The organism is uncultured Paraglaciecola sp., assembly GCF_963977085.1.
Taxonomy (GTDB): domain Bacteria; phylum Pseudomonadota; class Gammaproteobacteria; order Enterobacterales; family Alteromonadaceae; genus Paraglaciecola.
In genome coordinates this window covers 66237-81598 of sequence record NZ_CAXBNC010000022.1, presented here as the reverse complement: position 1 = coordinate 81598, position 15362 = coordinate 66237, and the positions used below count along the sequence as shown (strand labels likewise).

General features: G+C 37.9%; 11 protein-coding genes and 1 pseudogene. 8 read left to right on the top strand and 4 right to left on the bottom strand.

Features of this window, described 5'->3' with window-relative positions:
• Nucleotides 1-73: 73 nt before the first annotated feature.
• Nucleotides 74-805, bottom strand: coding sequence for a carboxy-S-adenosyl-L-methionine synthase CmoA (gene cmoA, locus AAC000_RS19640; protein WP_339725174.1), 732 nt, complete (start codon nt 803-805; stop codon nt 74-76).
• 602 nt (nt 806-1407) lie between these two features.
• On the opposite strand from cmoA, the gene AAC000_RS19635 reads away from it, so the two are divergent.
• The 7 genes from AAC000_RS19635 to AAC000_RS19605 all read left to right on the top strand — a co-directional run bounded on the left by AAC000_RS19635 (nt 1408) and on the right by AAC000_RS19605 (nt 8118).
• The gene (locus tag AAC000_RS19635; protein ID WP_339725172.1) at nt 1408-2043 is read left to right on the top strand and encodes a response regulator transcription factor; all 636 of its coding nucleotides are present in this window, start codon (nt 1408-1410) and stop codon (nt 2041-2043) included.
• Nucleotides 2044-2049: 6 nt separating this feature from the next.
• Nucleotides 2050-3045 carry an adenosine deaminase gene (gene add / locus AAC000_RS19630; RefSeq protein WP_339725170.1) on the top strand — a complete coding sequence of 332 codons (996 nt, stop codon included), beginning with the start codon at nt 2050-2052 and terminating at the stop codon, nt 3043-3045.
• A gap of 87 nt (nt 3046-3132) precedes the next feature.
• Complete coding sequence (locus tag AAC000_RS19625) at nt 3133-3540, top strand: GNAT family N-acetyltransferase (protein WP_339725169.1); 408 nt, start codon at nt 3133-3135, stop codon at nt 3538-3540.
• Nucleotides 3541-3813: 273 nt separating this feature from the next.
• The gene (locus AAC000_RS19620; protein WP_339725168.1) at nt 3814-4233 is read left to right on the top strand and encodes a GNAT family N-acetyltransferase; all 420 of its coding nucleotides are present in this window, start codon (nt 3814-3816) and stop codon (nt 4231-4233) included.
• Between the two features lie 206 nt (nt 4234-4439).
• Entirely contained in the window at nt 4440-6608 is a 2169-nt protein-coding gene (locus tag AAC000_RS19615; protein WP_339725166.1) for an ATP-binding protein, read from the top strand.
• Entirely contained in the window at nt 6605-7039 is a 435-nt protein-coding gene (locus AAC000_RS19610; RefSeq protein WP_339725164.1) for a response regulator, read from the top strand. Before AAC000_RS19615 ends, AAC000_RS19610 begins: the two co-directional genes overlap by 4 nt.
• Nucleotides 7036-8118, top strand: coding sequence for an ATP-binding protein (locus tag AAC000_RS19605; RefSeq protein WP_339725162.1), 1083 nt, complete (start codon nt 7036-7038; stop codon nt 8116-8118). The genes AAC000_RS19610 and AAC000_RS19605 overlap by 4 nt, the downstream gene beginning before the upstream one ends.
• A gap of 3 nt (nt 8119-8121) precedes the next feature.
• Here AAC000_RS19605 and AAC000_RS19600 read toward each other — a convergent pair whose 3' ends face one another.
• From AAC000_RS19600 to AAC000_RS19590, 3 genes are all read right to left on the bottom strand, one after another.
• Nucleotides 8122-11151: a CheR family methyltransferase gene (locus tag AAC000_RS19600; RefSeq protein ID WP_339725160.1), complete on the bottom strand. Its 3030-nt coding sequence runs from the start codon at nt 11149-11151 to the stop codon at nt 8122-8124.
• Nucleotides 11152-11210: 59 nt separating this feature from the next.
• Nucleotides 11211-13841 (bottom strand): EAL domain-containing protein, encoded by a 2631-nt coding sequence (locus tag AAC000_RS19595; protein ID WP_339725158.1) that lies wholly within the window; start codon nt 13839-13841, stop codon nt 11211-11213.
• Nucleotides 13842-14119: 278 nt separating this feature from the next.
• Nucleotides 14120-14842 (bottom strand): sulfatase-like hydrolase/transferase, encoded by a 723-nt coding sequence (locus AAC000_RS19590; RefSeq protein ID WP_339725156.1) that lies wholly within the window; start codon nt 14840-14842, stop codon nt 14120-14122.
• Between the two features lie 185 nt (nt 14843-15027).
• Here AAC000_RS19590 and AAC000_RS19585 point away from each other — a divergent pair.
• A pseudogene (locus tag AAC000_RS19585) lies at nt 15028-15311 on the top strand (NAD(P)(+) transhydrogenase (Re/Si-specific) subunit beta); the annotation flags it as partial.
• Nucleotides 15312-15362: the final 51 nt, after the last annotated feature.

Here is a 15362-nt window from a genome sequence, read left to right as displayed (position 1 = left end):
AGCTAGAAGCTAGAAGCTAGAAGCTAGAAGCTAGAAGCTAGAAGCTAGAAGCTAGTAGCGCGGCGACTGGTTCCTATCCTTTAATCGCCACCATTGAGGCAAAGTTATAACAAGTAAACCAGCGCACCACATCAGTAAAACCTACTTCTAATAAGCGGTCTTTATGTTGTTCAAAAGTTTCGGTTCGCATGACTTCTTCTAACGCTGTACGTTTTTGACTTATTTCTAATTCACTGTAACCGTTTCTGCGTTTAAATTCGTGGTGTAAATCAATGACTAATTCATTACCTTGTTGAGTGTTATGACTGAGCTTTTCTGATAACAGTAAAACGCCACCAGAATTTAACCCAGCATAGATTTTACTCATGATATCGAGACGCTGTTCGGGTGGAATAAATTGCAGCGTAAAATTCATCACCACACAAGATGCATTTTTAATGTCTATATTTTGAATATCATCACAAATAACACTAATTGGTGTGGTTGCTTTGAACGCCTTTACATGTAACTCACAACGTTGTGCCATGGCTTGTGAGTTATCAATAGCCAAAATCTGACAGTTTTCACTTTGAATATATTTGCTTGCGGCTAAGCTCGCGGCTCCTAATGAACACCCTAAATCGTATATATTAGTTTGCGGCTGAGCATATCTAGCGCAGATCTGACCTATAGTATCCACAATTGTACTGTAACCTGGGACAGAGCGCTGGATCATGTCGGGAAAGACTTCAGCCACTGAATGGTCAAAGCTAAATTCAGCTACTTGTTGTGGCTGAGAATAAATGGTGTCTTTACCGTTTTGCATTTTGGCAGTGTGACCTTAAAAAAAATATCGGGCAATTCTACCTGTGCAATCTTTTCCAAGCAATTTCCTTTCTTAGCAATTTGATCCAGAGGGATAGTGAACAGAGCAAGATCGCACTCTAGATTGGGGCAAAACCTAACCGAGACTGCGCAGCTTGGTTAACGCCACTACATAAAGGTCAGGGGCTATTTATGTCTATTTGCTTGCCATCAAGGGCGTGGAAATTTCAGAAAATTAAATAAACCATAAAATGGTTAAAAAATGATGTGAAGCCAATTGTAAGTCCAAGTCTAGAGCTAATTTAATGGCAGACTGGTGTACCGAAAACACCATCTGAAAAAATTAGCGGCAGAATAGTGTCAAATACTCAAATACTCAAATACTCAAATACTCAAATACTCAAATACAAGTGAGCCATCCCTCACCTCTGGCTGTTGCTAATGTGGTCGATTTACTCACTAAAAATAGACCTAATGACTAGATTAAAATTAAAACACAGTAAATGAAATTATCAAAAAAAGTGAGTTAATCCTTCATTAATTAAGACTAAAGTATTAGTCTTGATGAATGAAAAAGAACAATAATTTATACAGGTATGTTTAGTGGCGAAGTTTTTAATAGCAGATGATCACCCTTTATATAGAGAAGCCTTAATAGCAGCGCTGAGTCCACTATTTGAAATGATTGAGATTGTGCAAGCTGATAGTTTAGATTCGACCTTAGAGGCATTACAAAATAATACAGATTTTGACTTAGTACTGTTAGATTTGAATATGCCAGGTTGTGAAAACTTTTATGGTTTGCTGCGGGTATCCCAAGATTTTCCTCAGGTACCTGTAGCTGTGGTCTCTGCAAGTGACTCAAGTGAGGTAATATCTAAAGTTATCAATTTAGGTGCTAAAGGTTTCATACCCAAAGCGACCGCCACGGATATCATTGCGAATGCATTAAAACAAATAATGGAAGGGAAAAGTTGGTTGCCAGAGGGCGTTGATATTAGCATTGAAAAAGACGTACCAGTGATAGATATTGCAAAACTCGTAGGTGAATTGACTCCGAAACAATTCCAAGTTTTAAAATTATTGCAAGACGGACTACTTAACAAACAAATTGCGTTCGACTTAAATATAACTGAAGCAACAGTGAAAGCGCACATCAGTGCTGTTTTTAGAAAACTTAACGTCAATACTCGCACTCAAGCTGTATTGTTATTGAAACATTTGGATATTCCAGAATAACTCACAGTGATAAACCCTAAATATCCCTTAACCGATTTACATCGACATCTCGATGGCAACATTCGCACATCCACCATTTGGCAGCTCGCAGAAGAATTCTCTATTCCTTTAGAGCAGAAAAACCTCGAAGAACTTATAGATGCTACGCAAATTAAAGTTAAAACCACTGACCTTTTAGCATTTTTGCAAAAAATGGAACTGGGTGTGTCGGTGTTAGCCTCAGAACAAGCGTGTTATCGCGTCGCCTACGAAAACGTTGAAGATGCAAAGCGAGCAGGGCTGACTTATGTGGAGTTGCGTTTTTCCCCTGTTTTTATGGCAAAGGCCCATAATTTACCAATAGAGCAAGTGGTTGATGCTGTGATTGCTGGTTGTAAAGCTGGGAGTCAAGCATTGGGTATTCCTGTCAACCTTATCGGCATACTCAGTCGAAGTTATGGCGAAGCAAGCTGTTATCAAGAGTTACATGCCTTACTCAGAGCCAAAGACGCTATCGTTGCCTTAGACTTAGCGGGTGATGAAAAAGGTTTTCCTGCCATTAGGTTTAAAGAACATTTTCAGATGGCCAGAGATGCAGGTTGGAATATTACTGTGCATGCTGGTGAGGCAGATGGGGCAGAAAGTATTAAGCAAGCAATTGATGTGTTAGGCGCAACTCGTATTGGTCATGGTGTTGCGGCCCGTGATGATGTCAGGTTAATGGATTTTATGGCCAATCAAGGCATCAGTATTGAGTGTTGCTTAACGTCAAACTTTCAGACTGGCGCTTGTACGAACATTGCAGCGCATCCTATTCAAACCTTTATTGATAAAGGTATAAAAGTGACCTTAAATACCGATGATCCCGGAGTGTCGGCCATTGAGATTGCTGATGAATATAAGTTAGCAAGAGAGGTAGTAGGATTATCGTCTAAGCAACTAAATCAGATCCAGATGAATGGCCTAGAGGTGGCTTTTATTGCTGATAATATGAAGACAGAGTTGTTAGACTTATACCGCTGAAGCTCGCTTCAATCATTTCCCTTTTGCCCATGCATTTTATTTTTTTGATGGAAGGCTTGGTCATTCTATCTATTTCGATGTTCAGTATTGAAAATTGAAAATATTCTTAAAAGAGACCACCTGGAATTAATTGAAATATGGGAGGCATCGGTAAGAGCGACTCATGATTTTCTTCAAGAATCAGATATTATTAGACTCAAACCGCTCATCCTTGAGCATTATTTTGATGCCGTTGATTTAACCTGTGTAAAAAACAATGCCGCTGTTATTTTAGGCTTTTGTGGTGTACATAATGGCAATATTGAAATGCTCTTTGTATCGCCTGAATGTAGAGGAGCAGGAGTAGGTAAGTTATTAACTGAAAATGCAATTAAAAATCAACAAGCAATAAAAGTTGACGTTAATGAACAAAACAGTCAGGCCTTAGGTTTTTATAAGCATCTTGGCTTCAAGGTAATTGGTCGCTCGCCTCTTGATGGGCAAGGCAAGCCTTAACCACTGTTGCATATGGCGATTGATAAAATTTAGCGGTTTCAGGCTAACCTTGCAATGGGTGTGTTGAACTTGTTGTATGGATATTGCTCATAGCGCCTCATTCTAATTCTTTGATCTATTTAGATTAGTGGGATCTTGAAATCCTCAGCAAATTGTTGTCATTTTGAGTTGCTCCAAATTGTTGCAGTTAAAATAAAAGCGATACTATTTTGCGCCGTACTTGTAGTGATTGGTGCGTCATTATCATGATCTATAGAGGAGTAGGAGGTAGCAATGATATCGGACAAATATTCAATTACGCTAGAAAAACCGTCTGTTGAAGAGTTTTTGAACTTAAGAAACAAAATTGGCTGGGGCGAACTAGATTTTGATTTAGCAAAAATGAGCTTAGACAATTCTTTGTTTCATGTCATTGTTCGTGATAATACTCAGTTGATTGGTATGGGCCGAATAGTGGGTGACGGCGCAATGTATTTTTATATTCAAGATGTAATTGTTGACCCGAGTTATCAAAATTCAGGTATTGGTACAGCATTAATGGAGCAGTTAGAAAACTACCTAACAGTCGCAGCACAAAAAGGAACGACTATCGGGTTATTTGCAGCAAAAGGTAAAGAGGCATTTTATGCCCGCTTTGGTTATATTTTACGACCTAGTGAATCTTTGGGAAATGGAATGTGCAGGTTTGTATAATGGTTATTAAGGATGAACCCAAAATAGCTCCTAGTCATATGATGCAAGTTATAAAAAGTAGCTCAGCGAGATGATTTTTTAACTTGTTTGTCTTTATCACCACGTCACTAGTTCATTCTAGTGACTGTTAAGTTATAGTGGCATCCGGTTAGTAAATTTAGGGTGTTGTAAATGGAATTCGCTAAGTTACTGTTGTTTATTATTTTATGAATAGATTTCATTTAAGCAAAGTGGGGTATGTCACTGGGTGTATTCTAATATTGATAATTGGACTCGCAACTTTATGGTATAGCTATTTAGCCATATCAAAACAGGTGATAAGTGAAACCAATACTTCATTAACCCTTCAATCAAACCTTAAAGGCGCCATTATAGAACAAACGTTAATTAATAGTATTCGCCATACTGGTTTTATCTATGCTACGCCTCCTATTGCAGGGATTACTCGAGCAGTTCAAAATGATGGCATCGATATACTTGAAAATACCGAGTATGGGTTATGGGTTAAACGCCTAGAATCGATTTTTTTAGCATACGTTGAAAATAATCCTGACATTGTACAAATTCGTTTTATAGGCAAAGCGGATAAAGGCAGAGAATTGGTGCGAGTACACAGGCGAGGTGACAAAATTGAAGCTGTTAGAGGAAAGGGATTACAGCAAAAATATCAAAGAGATTATTTTCAGAATGTACAAACACTGCCCTTAAATCAGCTGTATATTTCAGAAATCACGCTCAACCGTGAATACGGGAAAATCGAACAACCTCCTTGGCCGACTTACCGCATTGCACAACCTGTATTTGATGAAAAAAATCAGTTTTTTGGATTGGTCATTATTAATTTTAATGCACAAATATTACTCGACAAATTGCCAATGCACGCTAATTCAAATTTTGAGTTTTTTTTGTTAAACGAGATAGGCCAATACTTATTGCATCCTAATAAAGCACAGTCTTTTTCGTTTGAATATGGTGATCTTCTGACTTGGAAAGAAGATGCTCAAAATATCACTCAAAAGCAGCAATCCTCAGCAGATATTCAAACAATAAAACTAAATAGCACAAACGGCATTTATAGTGTGAGCCAATATCCTGTCCATATGACTGTCGCTTCGCATGTACCTCCTTTAACCTTGATTGCAGCTATCAATCATGAAGAAGTAAATAACTTAATTCTGCAACGCTACGGAACGTCCGTTTTATTTAACATAGGGTTAATATTGTTGGCATTTGTGTTGTTGACTCTTTACCGGTTATATAGCCACGCCAGTTTTTTACGCTTGAAAGTGCAAGCCGAATGCGAGGCTATTTTTCAAGGCTCTAGTGATATTATTATCAGTATCAACCAACAGGGTGAAATCGACTCTTGGAATCACGCAGCACTAACGTTTTTTGCAATTGATGAAGGCCGTATGTATAGAGCAAGCATTGATTCTTTAATAAAAGATCCTCATGCATTAACTATAATAAAACAGCAAATAAAGGCTATATTTAATAACCACAAAGTAGACTCGTTAGAGTTGCAATTAAGCTCAGGCGAACAAACAGATAAAGTGATGTCAGTGGCCTTTTCGCCAGTCAGTATAGGCAATTTAGCGGTATCGTCTGTATCTGCTATATTTCGAGATGTTACCGACGCCAGCTTGCTTCGAAAGTCATTGCAAGATACTAATCAAAAGCTCGAGTCTCGAAATCAAGAAATGCAGGCTTTTGTTTATACCGTTTCCCATGATCTTAAATCACCATTAGTGACAATTGGTGGCTTTACTGAACGTATTTTAGATTCTGCAGGTGAACGACTCGATGAGAAAAATCGGCATAGACTTACCCGAATTAAAGTCAATGTGGATCACATGTCTCAGCTACTGGCAGATTTACTCGATTTAGCCCGCATTGTTAGACAAAAACTAGAATATAGCACTTGCCAATTAAAGAGCTGTGTTGAAAAAGCTCAACAATCTTTAAACCAATCTATTTTAGATTCAGGGGCAGAATTTGAACTGATAAATGGCGAGCAAGAGTTACTAATTAATGCTCAACTAATCACCCAGTGTTTGCAAAATTTATTTTCCAATGGGATTAATTATGCTGTCTCAGGCACTACTCCAAAAATAAAAATACACTGTTACCAAAGGAACAATTTAAATTGCATAGCAGTGTCTGATAATGGTATGGGTATAGACGTTAAACACCACCAGAAAATATTCAAAATTTTCGAACGACTTGATGTGGGTAAAGGTAGTGGAGTCGGCTTAGCAATTGTTAAAACTATTATGGAAAAACATCAAGGTTGGGTAGAGCTAGAATCAACTATAGGGGAAGGCAGTACCTTTACATTGTGCTTCCCACAACAAGGGACTAATAGTTTTCAATGAAACCATTAAATATTATCGTTGCAGAAGATAATGATGACCACGCTGAAATGATTGTCGACGCGTTACAAGATTACAATCCTGAAAATAAGGTTATTCGATTTAGAAATGGAGAACAATTAATTTCACATTTACAGGATTTAAAACAACAGAAAGTAGCCAAACATCTATTACCTAACCTAATTCTTTTAGATATAAAAATGCCTCTAATGGATGGATTCGAAGCACTTAAATTAATTAAAGACGATGAAACAATCAAACATATTCCCATTATGATGGTCAGCACTTCAGAAAATGCTTTAGATATTGAGCAAAGTTATAAATACGGTGCCAATAGCTACATAGTCAAACCTTTTGATTATACTGACTTTACGAAAAAAATAGTTGAGGTAAATCGCTTCTGGGCTGCTACAAGTGAGCTGCCAAAACCATGAAGATATTACTAATTGAAGACAATCCAGATCATCTGGAGCTGATTCAAGAATGTTGTTTTGGTGCCTTTACCGAACAGTGTGAAGTCATTACATTCACTACTTTGACTGCGGGTTTAGAAGCACTTAACTCCAGTATTTTTGATATTGCGCTAATAGATCTCAGTTTACCTGACTCTAATATGCAATCGACTACCCAATCATTAAAAGAGCTACAAACATTGGTTCCCATTATAGTGCTTACTTCTTTGCAAGATGGTGAGATTGGACGACAGTTAATTAAAGATGGCGCCCAAGACTTTTTACCCAAAGACAGCCTGCAGAAAACGTTACTACAACGAATGGTCCTTTATGCAATTGAACGTAAACATCACCAAGTACAATTAGAGAATCGTACACGTAACCAACAAACATTTTGTCGTAGTTTGTCTCACGACTTCAAAGCTCCGATACGCAATGTTGGGCAATTAAATTCTATACTTAAAGAGCAATTATCTAAACGTAATGTTTTAGATAGTGAAGACTTGGATTTATTTGAAAAAATTCAAAGCCGATTGCAAACTATGAACCGCCTAGTAGAAGGCTTATATGATTATATCTTAACTGACCAAATCGCGGCAGGAAATGAATTAGTTGATTTCAATCAAATTATACTTGAACTCAAACAAATTCTTTTAAGTGACAATCAAGCTAATGCGTCAATAAACTATTGCAACCTACCTGTTATTAAGGGAAATCGCACGCAAATATTTATGTTGCTGCAAAACATCATAGAAAACGCCATCAAGTATTGTAAAGGTCCCCCTGTTATCACTATTACCGCCGAGGCCATTCATAAGAAAACCCGCTTTAATCATTATTTATCTCAGCAAATAAAGATTTTTGACAATGGTATAGGCATAGATAAACGTTTTATTCACAACCTATTCGAACCTTTTCGGCGTCTACATAACGATTCTGAATATCAAGGAACTGGACTTGGATTAAGTACTGTAAAACGTATTATGACTAACCACAAAGGGGAAGTGTCAATTCAAAGTGAGCTAGGTAAAGGAACTTGCATCACTTTGGAGTTTCCTTAATCCTTAAACCAGTTTATTAAGATAGGCCTCGGTTTTTTTATGCCTTAAAGAATACCTGATGCTACGATCTAATAGTGCTGGTGTAATATCGACTTTATCAATCACATCATAAATGCCTAATTGGATCGCACTTTGGGTTAATTCGTCATTTACTTCACCTGAAAAGAGTATGAAAGCGGGGCTATCTTCACTTTGGAATAATTCCCTTACTAACTCCAAGCCGTCATACCCCCCTAGCTTATAGTCAAGTAAACATAAATCGATATTCTGTTGCTGAATCAAATCTTTAGCATCGTTGAAACTGGTTACTGTGTGTATTTGATACGTACCGCTTTTGCCATTAACTGTTTTTAATACAGACTTAATAGACAATAAATCAACTTCATTATCATCCACAACCAAAATATCAAAACACTCATTACTTGCTGTGAAATTAACCGCCATTATGTCTTTGAGTTCAGCATAACTATTAGCTAGGTTCGTTTTCAAAATTTGTATTTGACTGGTATCAGTCAACGAAATTACACAGCCTTGTGCGGTATTGGATTTATCCATATAGGGAGCCAGTTTAATCAACATGTGGGAATTGTTGAGAGTGCTAATTTCTTTCTCAATGGTAATTTCGTCGTTGATAACAGAGGATATTTCTTTTAACAAACCATCATATTTCAAACTATGAGAAATATGGTGAAAAGGGCGGCCAATATCCGATTCTATTAGATTAATATGCTGTTTAGCTATAGGCGAGAATCGACGAATAACCATGGCATCATCTAAGAATATAAAGCCTATATCAGCAGATTTAATGATATTTTCGATATCTAGATTAACTTTAGTTGTTTCTTCGATTTGCTCCTGATATTCACTATTAACGCTATACAGTTCTTCATTGACGGATTGCAATTCCTCGTTAGTACTTTGTAACTCCTCATTCGACGCCATTAATTCTTCATTGGTACTTTGCAATTCTTCATTCGTCGTTTCCAACTCTTCAATTGTGGCACTTAGATGATATTGATTATGGCGTAGCGCTTCTTCCAAATCATTAATTCTATGTTGTGGCTCCACGTGACCATCGTAAGATACACCTATTGCCTTGTGGGGAGCGCTAATAGTGGCAGGACTCAGTCCAATAGCCACATAGGTAGGACTATTTTTAGTACCAGGTACATATAAGGCAACGAGATCTACAGCGACCTCTGTGCCATTTATTGACTGAAACTGTATGTCTTTGAAGCGAACCGCTTCCTTAAGCTTGACCGCCTTATGAATGGCTGTAGTCACAGCCATAGCTAATCCTTCTAATAAGTAGTCACCAATTTTGGCACTGAATCTCCCTTGTTGTAGCGGCTTAGTGTAGGGTTGCAGATCACCATATAAATGAATGACTTCTAGTTGTTCACTCATAACAACACAGGCAGGAATAAAGTCATTAATCAATGCCTCTAACGCTGGCATATGGCTAATTTCTTTCGGTTGTTGATAGTGACTTAAAATTCGCTCAATACTTGGTGGACTTTTACGATCACGATTATTTCTATTGGCTGGTATCGTAAATAGGTCATTGACCCGATGAATGATCTGATCTTTTTGATATATACGGAAACGTTCATTGATTGGCTTAAAGTTCTTTTGAAAGTCTCCTAAGGTTTCAGAGTTGCCCAAAAATAAATAGCCGTCTTTGCGCAACGCGAATTGCATCATGGATAACACATTTTGTTGTGCTTTAGTTTGAAAATAAATCATCAAATTACGACAAACCACTAACTGGCAATTTGAAAATGGTGGATCTTTAAGTAAATTGTGGTTAGCAAATACAACCAAATGTCGCAGCTCGGATGAAACAGTATAACCGTCTTCACTTTGTATAAAATAACGTTCTAATCGTTCTGCGTTAACGTCAGTGGCAATATTGATCGAGAAAGTGCCCGCGCTGGCTTCTTTAATGGCATTGGCATCCACGTCCGACGCAAATATTTTAATTTCATGGCCACTTTTTCGCCGTTGGCGCTCTTCATCAAATAACATAGCAATTGAGTAGGCTTCTTCGCCACTAGAGCATCCAGCAGTCCACACTCGGATCATCTCGTTACTTGGCGTATTATCAAAAATATTGGGAATAACATGGTGTTGCAAACAATCAAATGCTTCCACATCCCTGAAAAAATGGGTGACGCCTATCAGCATTTCTTTGGTCAATGTTTTGGCTTCTTGAGGATGAGCAATCAATAATTTGGCATAGTCTGACAAGACTTCGATATCATGAATTCTCATACGTCGTTCAATGCGACGTTTTACAGTATTGGGTTTGTATAAACCAAAATCGATATCATGATGCTCTAATAAGTGGGTGTATATTTTAGTCAAAACATTGTCATCGAACTGACTAATAATAGGATCACCTGACTTTTTTGGAGATTTCCCTAGACTTAACACTTTTACTAAATAAGTTGGGATGTCTGCAGCACACATAACAGCATCAACTAATTCAGTTTGAATGGCGCATAAAGGCATACCATCAAACTGCGCTTCTTCGGGATCTTGTACTATTGTCAAGCCGCCGGCTTCTTTAACGTCTTTTATACCGCGACTACCATCACTACCCGTGCCAGATAAAATAACAGCTACGCTTCGATGTTGTGCAGCAGCAGCAACAGAGCGAAAGAATACATCGATTGGAAAATTACTACCCTGGTGTGGTACTTGGTCTACGAGTATTAATTTACCCTCTGCCATTAACATATTAGTTCTTGGCGGCATTAGATAAATGGTATTCACCTCTATCTCAATACCATCAGTAACAGTACAGATTTTAAGGTCGGTGCGTCGCTGTAACAGTTGGTCCATTAAACTATCAAAGTCTGGAGATAGATGTTGCACTATCATGTAAGCCATTGGAGCATTTTTAGGTAAGGCGGAAACAAACTCATTTAATGCTTCTAAACCACCCGCAGAAGCCCCCACTGCAACACAAAAGAGTGGTTCTGTTTTATTGGTGCTTGTAGCATTTTCGGTGGTGATAATATTTGACATAGTTTCCTTCAATCTATTCACTAGGGGATAATAATGACTTACTTTTCAATCTTTATTGATTACGCTTTTTGGAACTTATTGTGGTCCTTTAAAAGCGCTTTTACTTTGCCAGAAGGCAAGGGTTGATTGATAAGATATCCTTGATATTTTTCACAATGCCAAAGTTTTAATAAGGCTAAAATTTGCTCAGTATCCACACCTTCTGCTAACACTGTTAAACCGAGAGATTCGCCTAACTTAATCACTGCTCTTGTAATTAATGAATCACTTTCGTCTGTGGTAATGTCTTTAATAAAACTTCTATCAATTTTGATAATATCAATGGGAAATTTTTTCAGATAACTCAATGAAGAAAAACCTGTTCCAAAGTCATCTAATGCTATTTTAATGCCTAGATCATGTAATTGATTAAGGTGCTTAATGGTTAAATTATGTTCTTTAAGTAATAGTGTCTCTGTTACTTCGACTACCACGTTAGCACAACGTAAATTCGCATTTAAAATTGCTTCATGAAGTTGTTCTACTAAATGTTCATCATAAAATTGTCTGGGGCTAATATTCACAGACATAACAGCGTGTTCATCCAGCAGCCCACTATCTATCCATTCCCGTAATTGCTGAAAACTTTGTTGGCACATCCAATGACTGACACTGGATATTAATCCTGATTCTTCCAAAACTGGTATGAATTCAGTAGGCGAAGTTAAGCCATTAACAGGATGATGCCAACGCAACAAAGCCTCAAAACCCTTTATTTGATTCGAGTCTATATCTAATTGTGCTTGGTAATAAATTTCAAATTCTTGTTTACCTAGGGCACGATGTAAATCGTTAGATAACTCTAACTTTCTCCTCGATGCTTGTTCAAGTTCTGGCGAGTAATATTGGTAATTGTTCCGACCGGCATCTTTAGCCCTATATAGGGCAAGGTCGGCCTGCTTCAATAAATTTTTGCTGGTGGTTTTACGGCCCGTCACAGAGAAGCTAATGCCAATACTGGTTGAAATAAAGATTTCTTTCGAGCCTAATTGATAGGGCACTTCAAGCACATGTAATATTTTTTCCGCCAAAGATGCTACGACAGATGCATCTTCTAGTCCTTCAATAATCACCAAAAATTCATCTCCGCCTACTCGGCAAACGGTATCTTCTATCCTCACACTATTTCGCAGCCTTTTAGCCACTTCAATCAAAATAAAGTCACCTACATCATGGCCTAATGTGTCATTAATATGCTTGAAACCATCTAAATCCAACGCCAATAACGCGAGTGAACCATGGCGTTCAACACGATCAAGCGCATGGTCAAGTCGATCAAAAAAGCAGGCTCTGTTAGACAAACCCGTTAGGGGATCCTTTTCAGCCATTTCACGTAAACGCTCTTCCGCTTCATGCTGTTTAGAAAAATCACTGACAGTGGCAATTAAGCCTTTCACATCGCCTTTTACATCGATAATAGGAGTGGCGTGTAACATGACCCATTTGTATGTCTGTCGATTTTTCATTTGGCATTCACGAATGAACTCATGCCCGCCAGTAATACTGTTATGTAACTGCGTTAACAGTTCTTCCGCTTCATCGGGATGAAACTGTTGCATCCAGTCTAATCCGTGTATTTCACCTGCTTTACAATCCGTAATTTCTAGCCAGCGCTGATTAACATATTCTGTTTGCCAATTCGCATCCGTTTGCAAAATTCCAGTGGGTAACATTGACGCCAATACTTGAAAGCGTTCCAATGCTAGGGCTACAGCATTTTGATTTACAGTAGGCGACTCAAATTTTTCAATCAATAACAGATCATATTTCATTCCCTGTTCTTCGTAATGCACAAGGTTTAACTTTACATCTATTACGCCGCCCATTGGTTTACGAACACGGCTCACCATATTAGTCGCACTGGTGTTTTTTAAGGACTGCAGAATTACTTTATGATTGAGTAAAAACTCTTCAATAGGTTTTTGTAAGAGTTCTGTACCTGACATAGACAGTAAGTTTTCGGCGGATTCATTAACGCGACAAATTATTTTTTCAGAATTTAAAGTAATCATTGCCAAAGGGTTGGCTTTTTCTAATTGGTAAAATATCTTGCGCCAAATATCATCTTCTTGCGCAACTATATTTACTTTTCCTTCACCTTCTGTTGCCTTCGACGGCGTTTGCGTTGCGTAACTCAACAGTAGTTGTAACTGAGTAGATACATGGATCAATATAGGCCATAGTCTTTGCACTTCTTCAATATGATAATTTTTATCAGAATTGGCGATACAAATTAGATATTGATTCCGCTTATCAAGCCCCATTGGGATAATCATGGCACGGTTAACTGTTGGCCAGTGGGAGTTAAAATTACTTAAACGGCGAAGGCCAAGGCGATCTAAAACTGTTGACCTGCACTGTAATAATACGTCGAAGAAAGGTTTAGTACTTTTATCAAGGTGCAATAAACCACTCAGCTCAAGACCTTCCCATTCATCATCATTGATTTGTTGCTGCGCCGCCAAACATATATATTTAGGTTGATCATTGTTGGTTAGACTTTGCTTTAACACTATGGCAAATTTTGAACCGGTTAAATTACCGATTTCCCGTAACATTTCAGTTAACAATTGCTGTGCGTCAAAGTTCAACGCTACATTTTGCTTTAATCTGTCAATGGCTTGACGTAGTACGTGGTCTCTACGAGGCATTTTTGCTTGATATTCCATCATGAATTTTACTACTGTCCATGCGCAAACTAGCTATAAGCGCTAACGTTGAGTTTAAAGAACTATTAACTAGGCTAGCTAAAAAGCTTAAAACTAATTGTGTGATTTAACGGTTACTCTATTGGGTTTTAAGAGGAAAACAAGCGTTGTTGAGCAAATTGAGACTAAAGTATAAGGGCAAATAAAGGGGCAGTGTAACGCTATTCAATATAATTTTTTACGGAGAATTTAAGAGGAGAGTAGGGCAGAGAAGTGCAGGATTATTGGGAGGGACTAAAGAAAATAATAAGTTCGGCTGCCATTATTGTTACATTTTGCAACCTAATCATTCTTTGAGTAATGCCATGTTTGGGTGTAAATAAATTGGCACCTAATAAGAATTTTAATATGGATGTTTTAGTCTGTTGTTTGTAGCCCAATCGCTTAAAATAAATTATATCGACTGCGCTCTCGAACAGAGGCCATCCAACTTTTTCGTTTTCTGCTGCTATATTAATAGTTTCCAGAGGATCGATTTGATTATCATAAAGCTCAACATCCTTTGAATAGTTTTCGCCGTGGACAATAATCCTATATCGTTGATCACGAATAGTCACACCATTGTTTGTAAAAAAGCTGCGGGCGACTTTATTCACTCTTTCTCGGTTTGGATCAATAACGTTGAGCAGACTTTCTCCTGACAGTAACGGAGATTGTTCAAAATCAGTTAACTCCATCAAGGTCGGATATATATCTACGGTTTCAACAATCTGATCAAAAGCTTTACCTTTACCACCCGGCAATTTTACAATGAGGGGACTTTTCAATGCTCGTTCGTATAAAGTATGTTTACCCCAAATAGTTTTTTCTCCAAGATGCCAACCGTGATCACCCCATAAGATAACAATTGTGTTGCCCTTGGCATCGCTTGCTTCAATCGCCGTAAGTACCTTACCGATCTGGGCATCCACATAACTAACCGCCGCTACATAAGCATGTCGCATTTTACGTGCATAAGCTGTGTCAATTTGTTTTCTTGCTTCTTACCTTATGAGTAATTCAATCGAACCGTGTTGCGAAATGGCCAATGAGGTTGCGAGAATAGTAGTTCAATATCAAGGAGCCATAATAGCTGAAGATAAAACTTTCATCTGAAATGCGAGGGCATTAAGTAAGATGTACATAAGTTGATTTGGCGATTATTAGCGGCGCTAATGATGTCGTTAACCTCGCCGCGCGTGATGTGAAAGGTAGCTTAATCTATGGCATGCCAGTAATAAATGCCGATTTAGCCAAGAATGTTTTTTCCTAAAACAAGGCATGCATTTGGGATTTTTAGGCGTTGATAATCCACTATTTTTTAAAGAGAACTGTCGAGTGATATTTGGTGATGCAAAAGAGTCACTTAATGCTATAAACATCAATTTTCTGATTAGGCTGTTAATTATAGTACATCGGCATGAAATATTATGATCTAAGGGTAAGGTTACGAAACGTCGAGTTAAGCATGTCAAGTCGATTAAT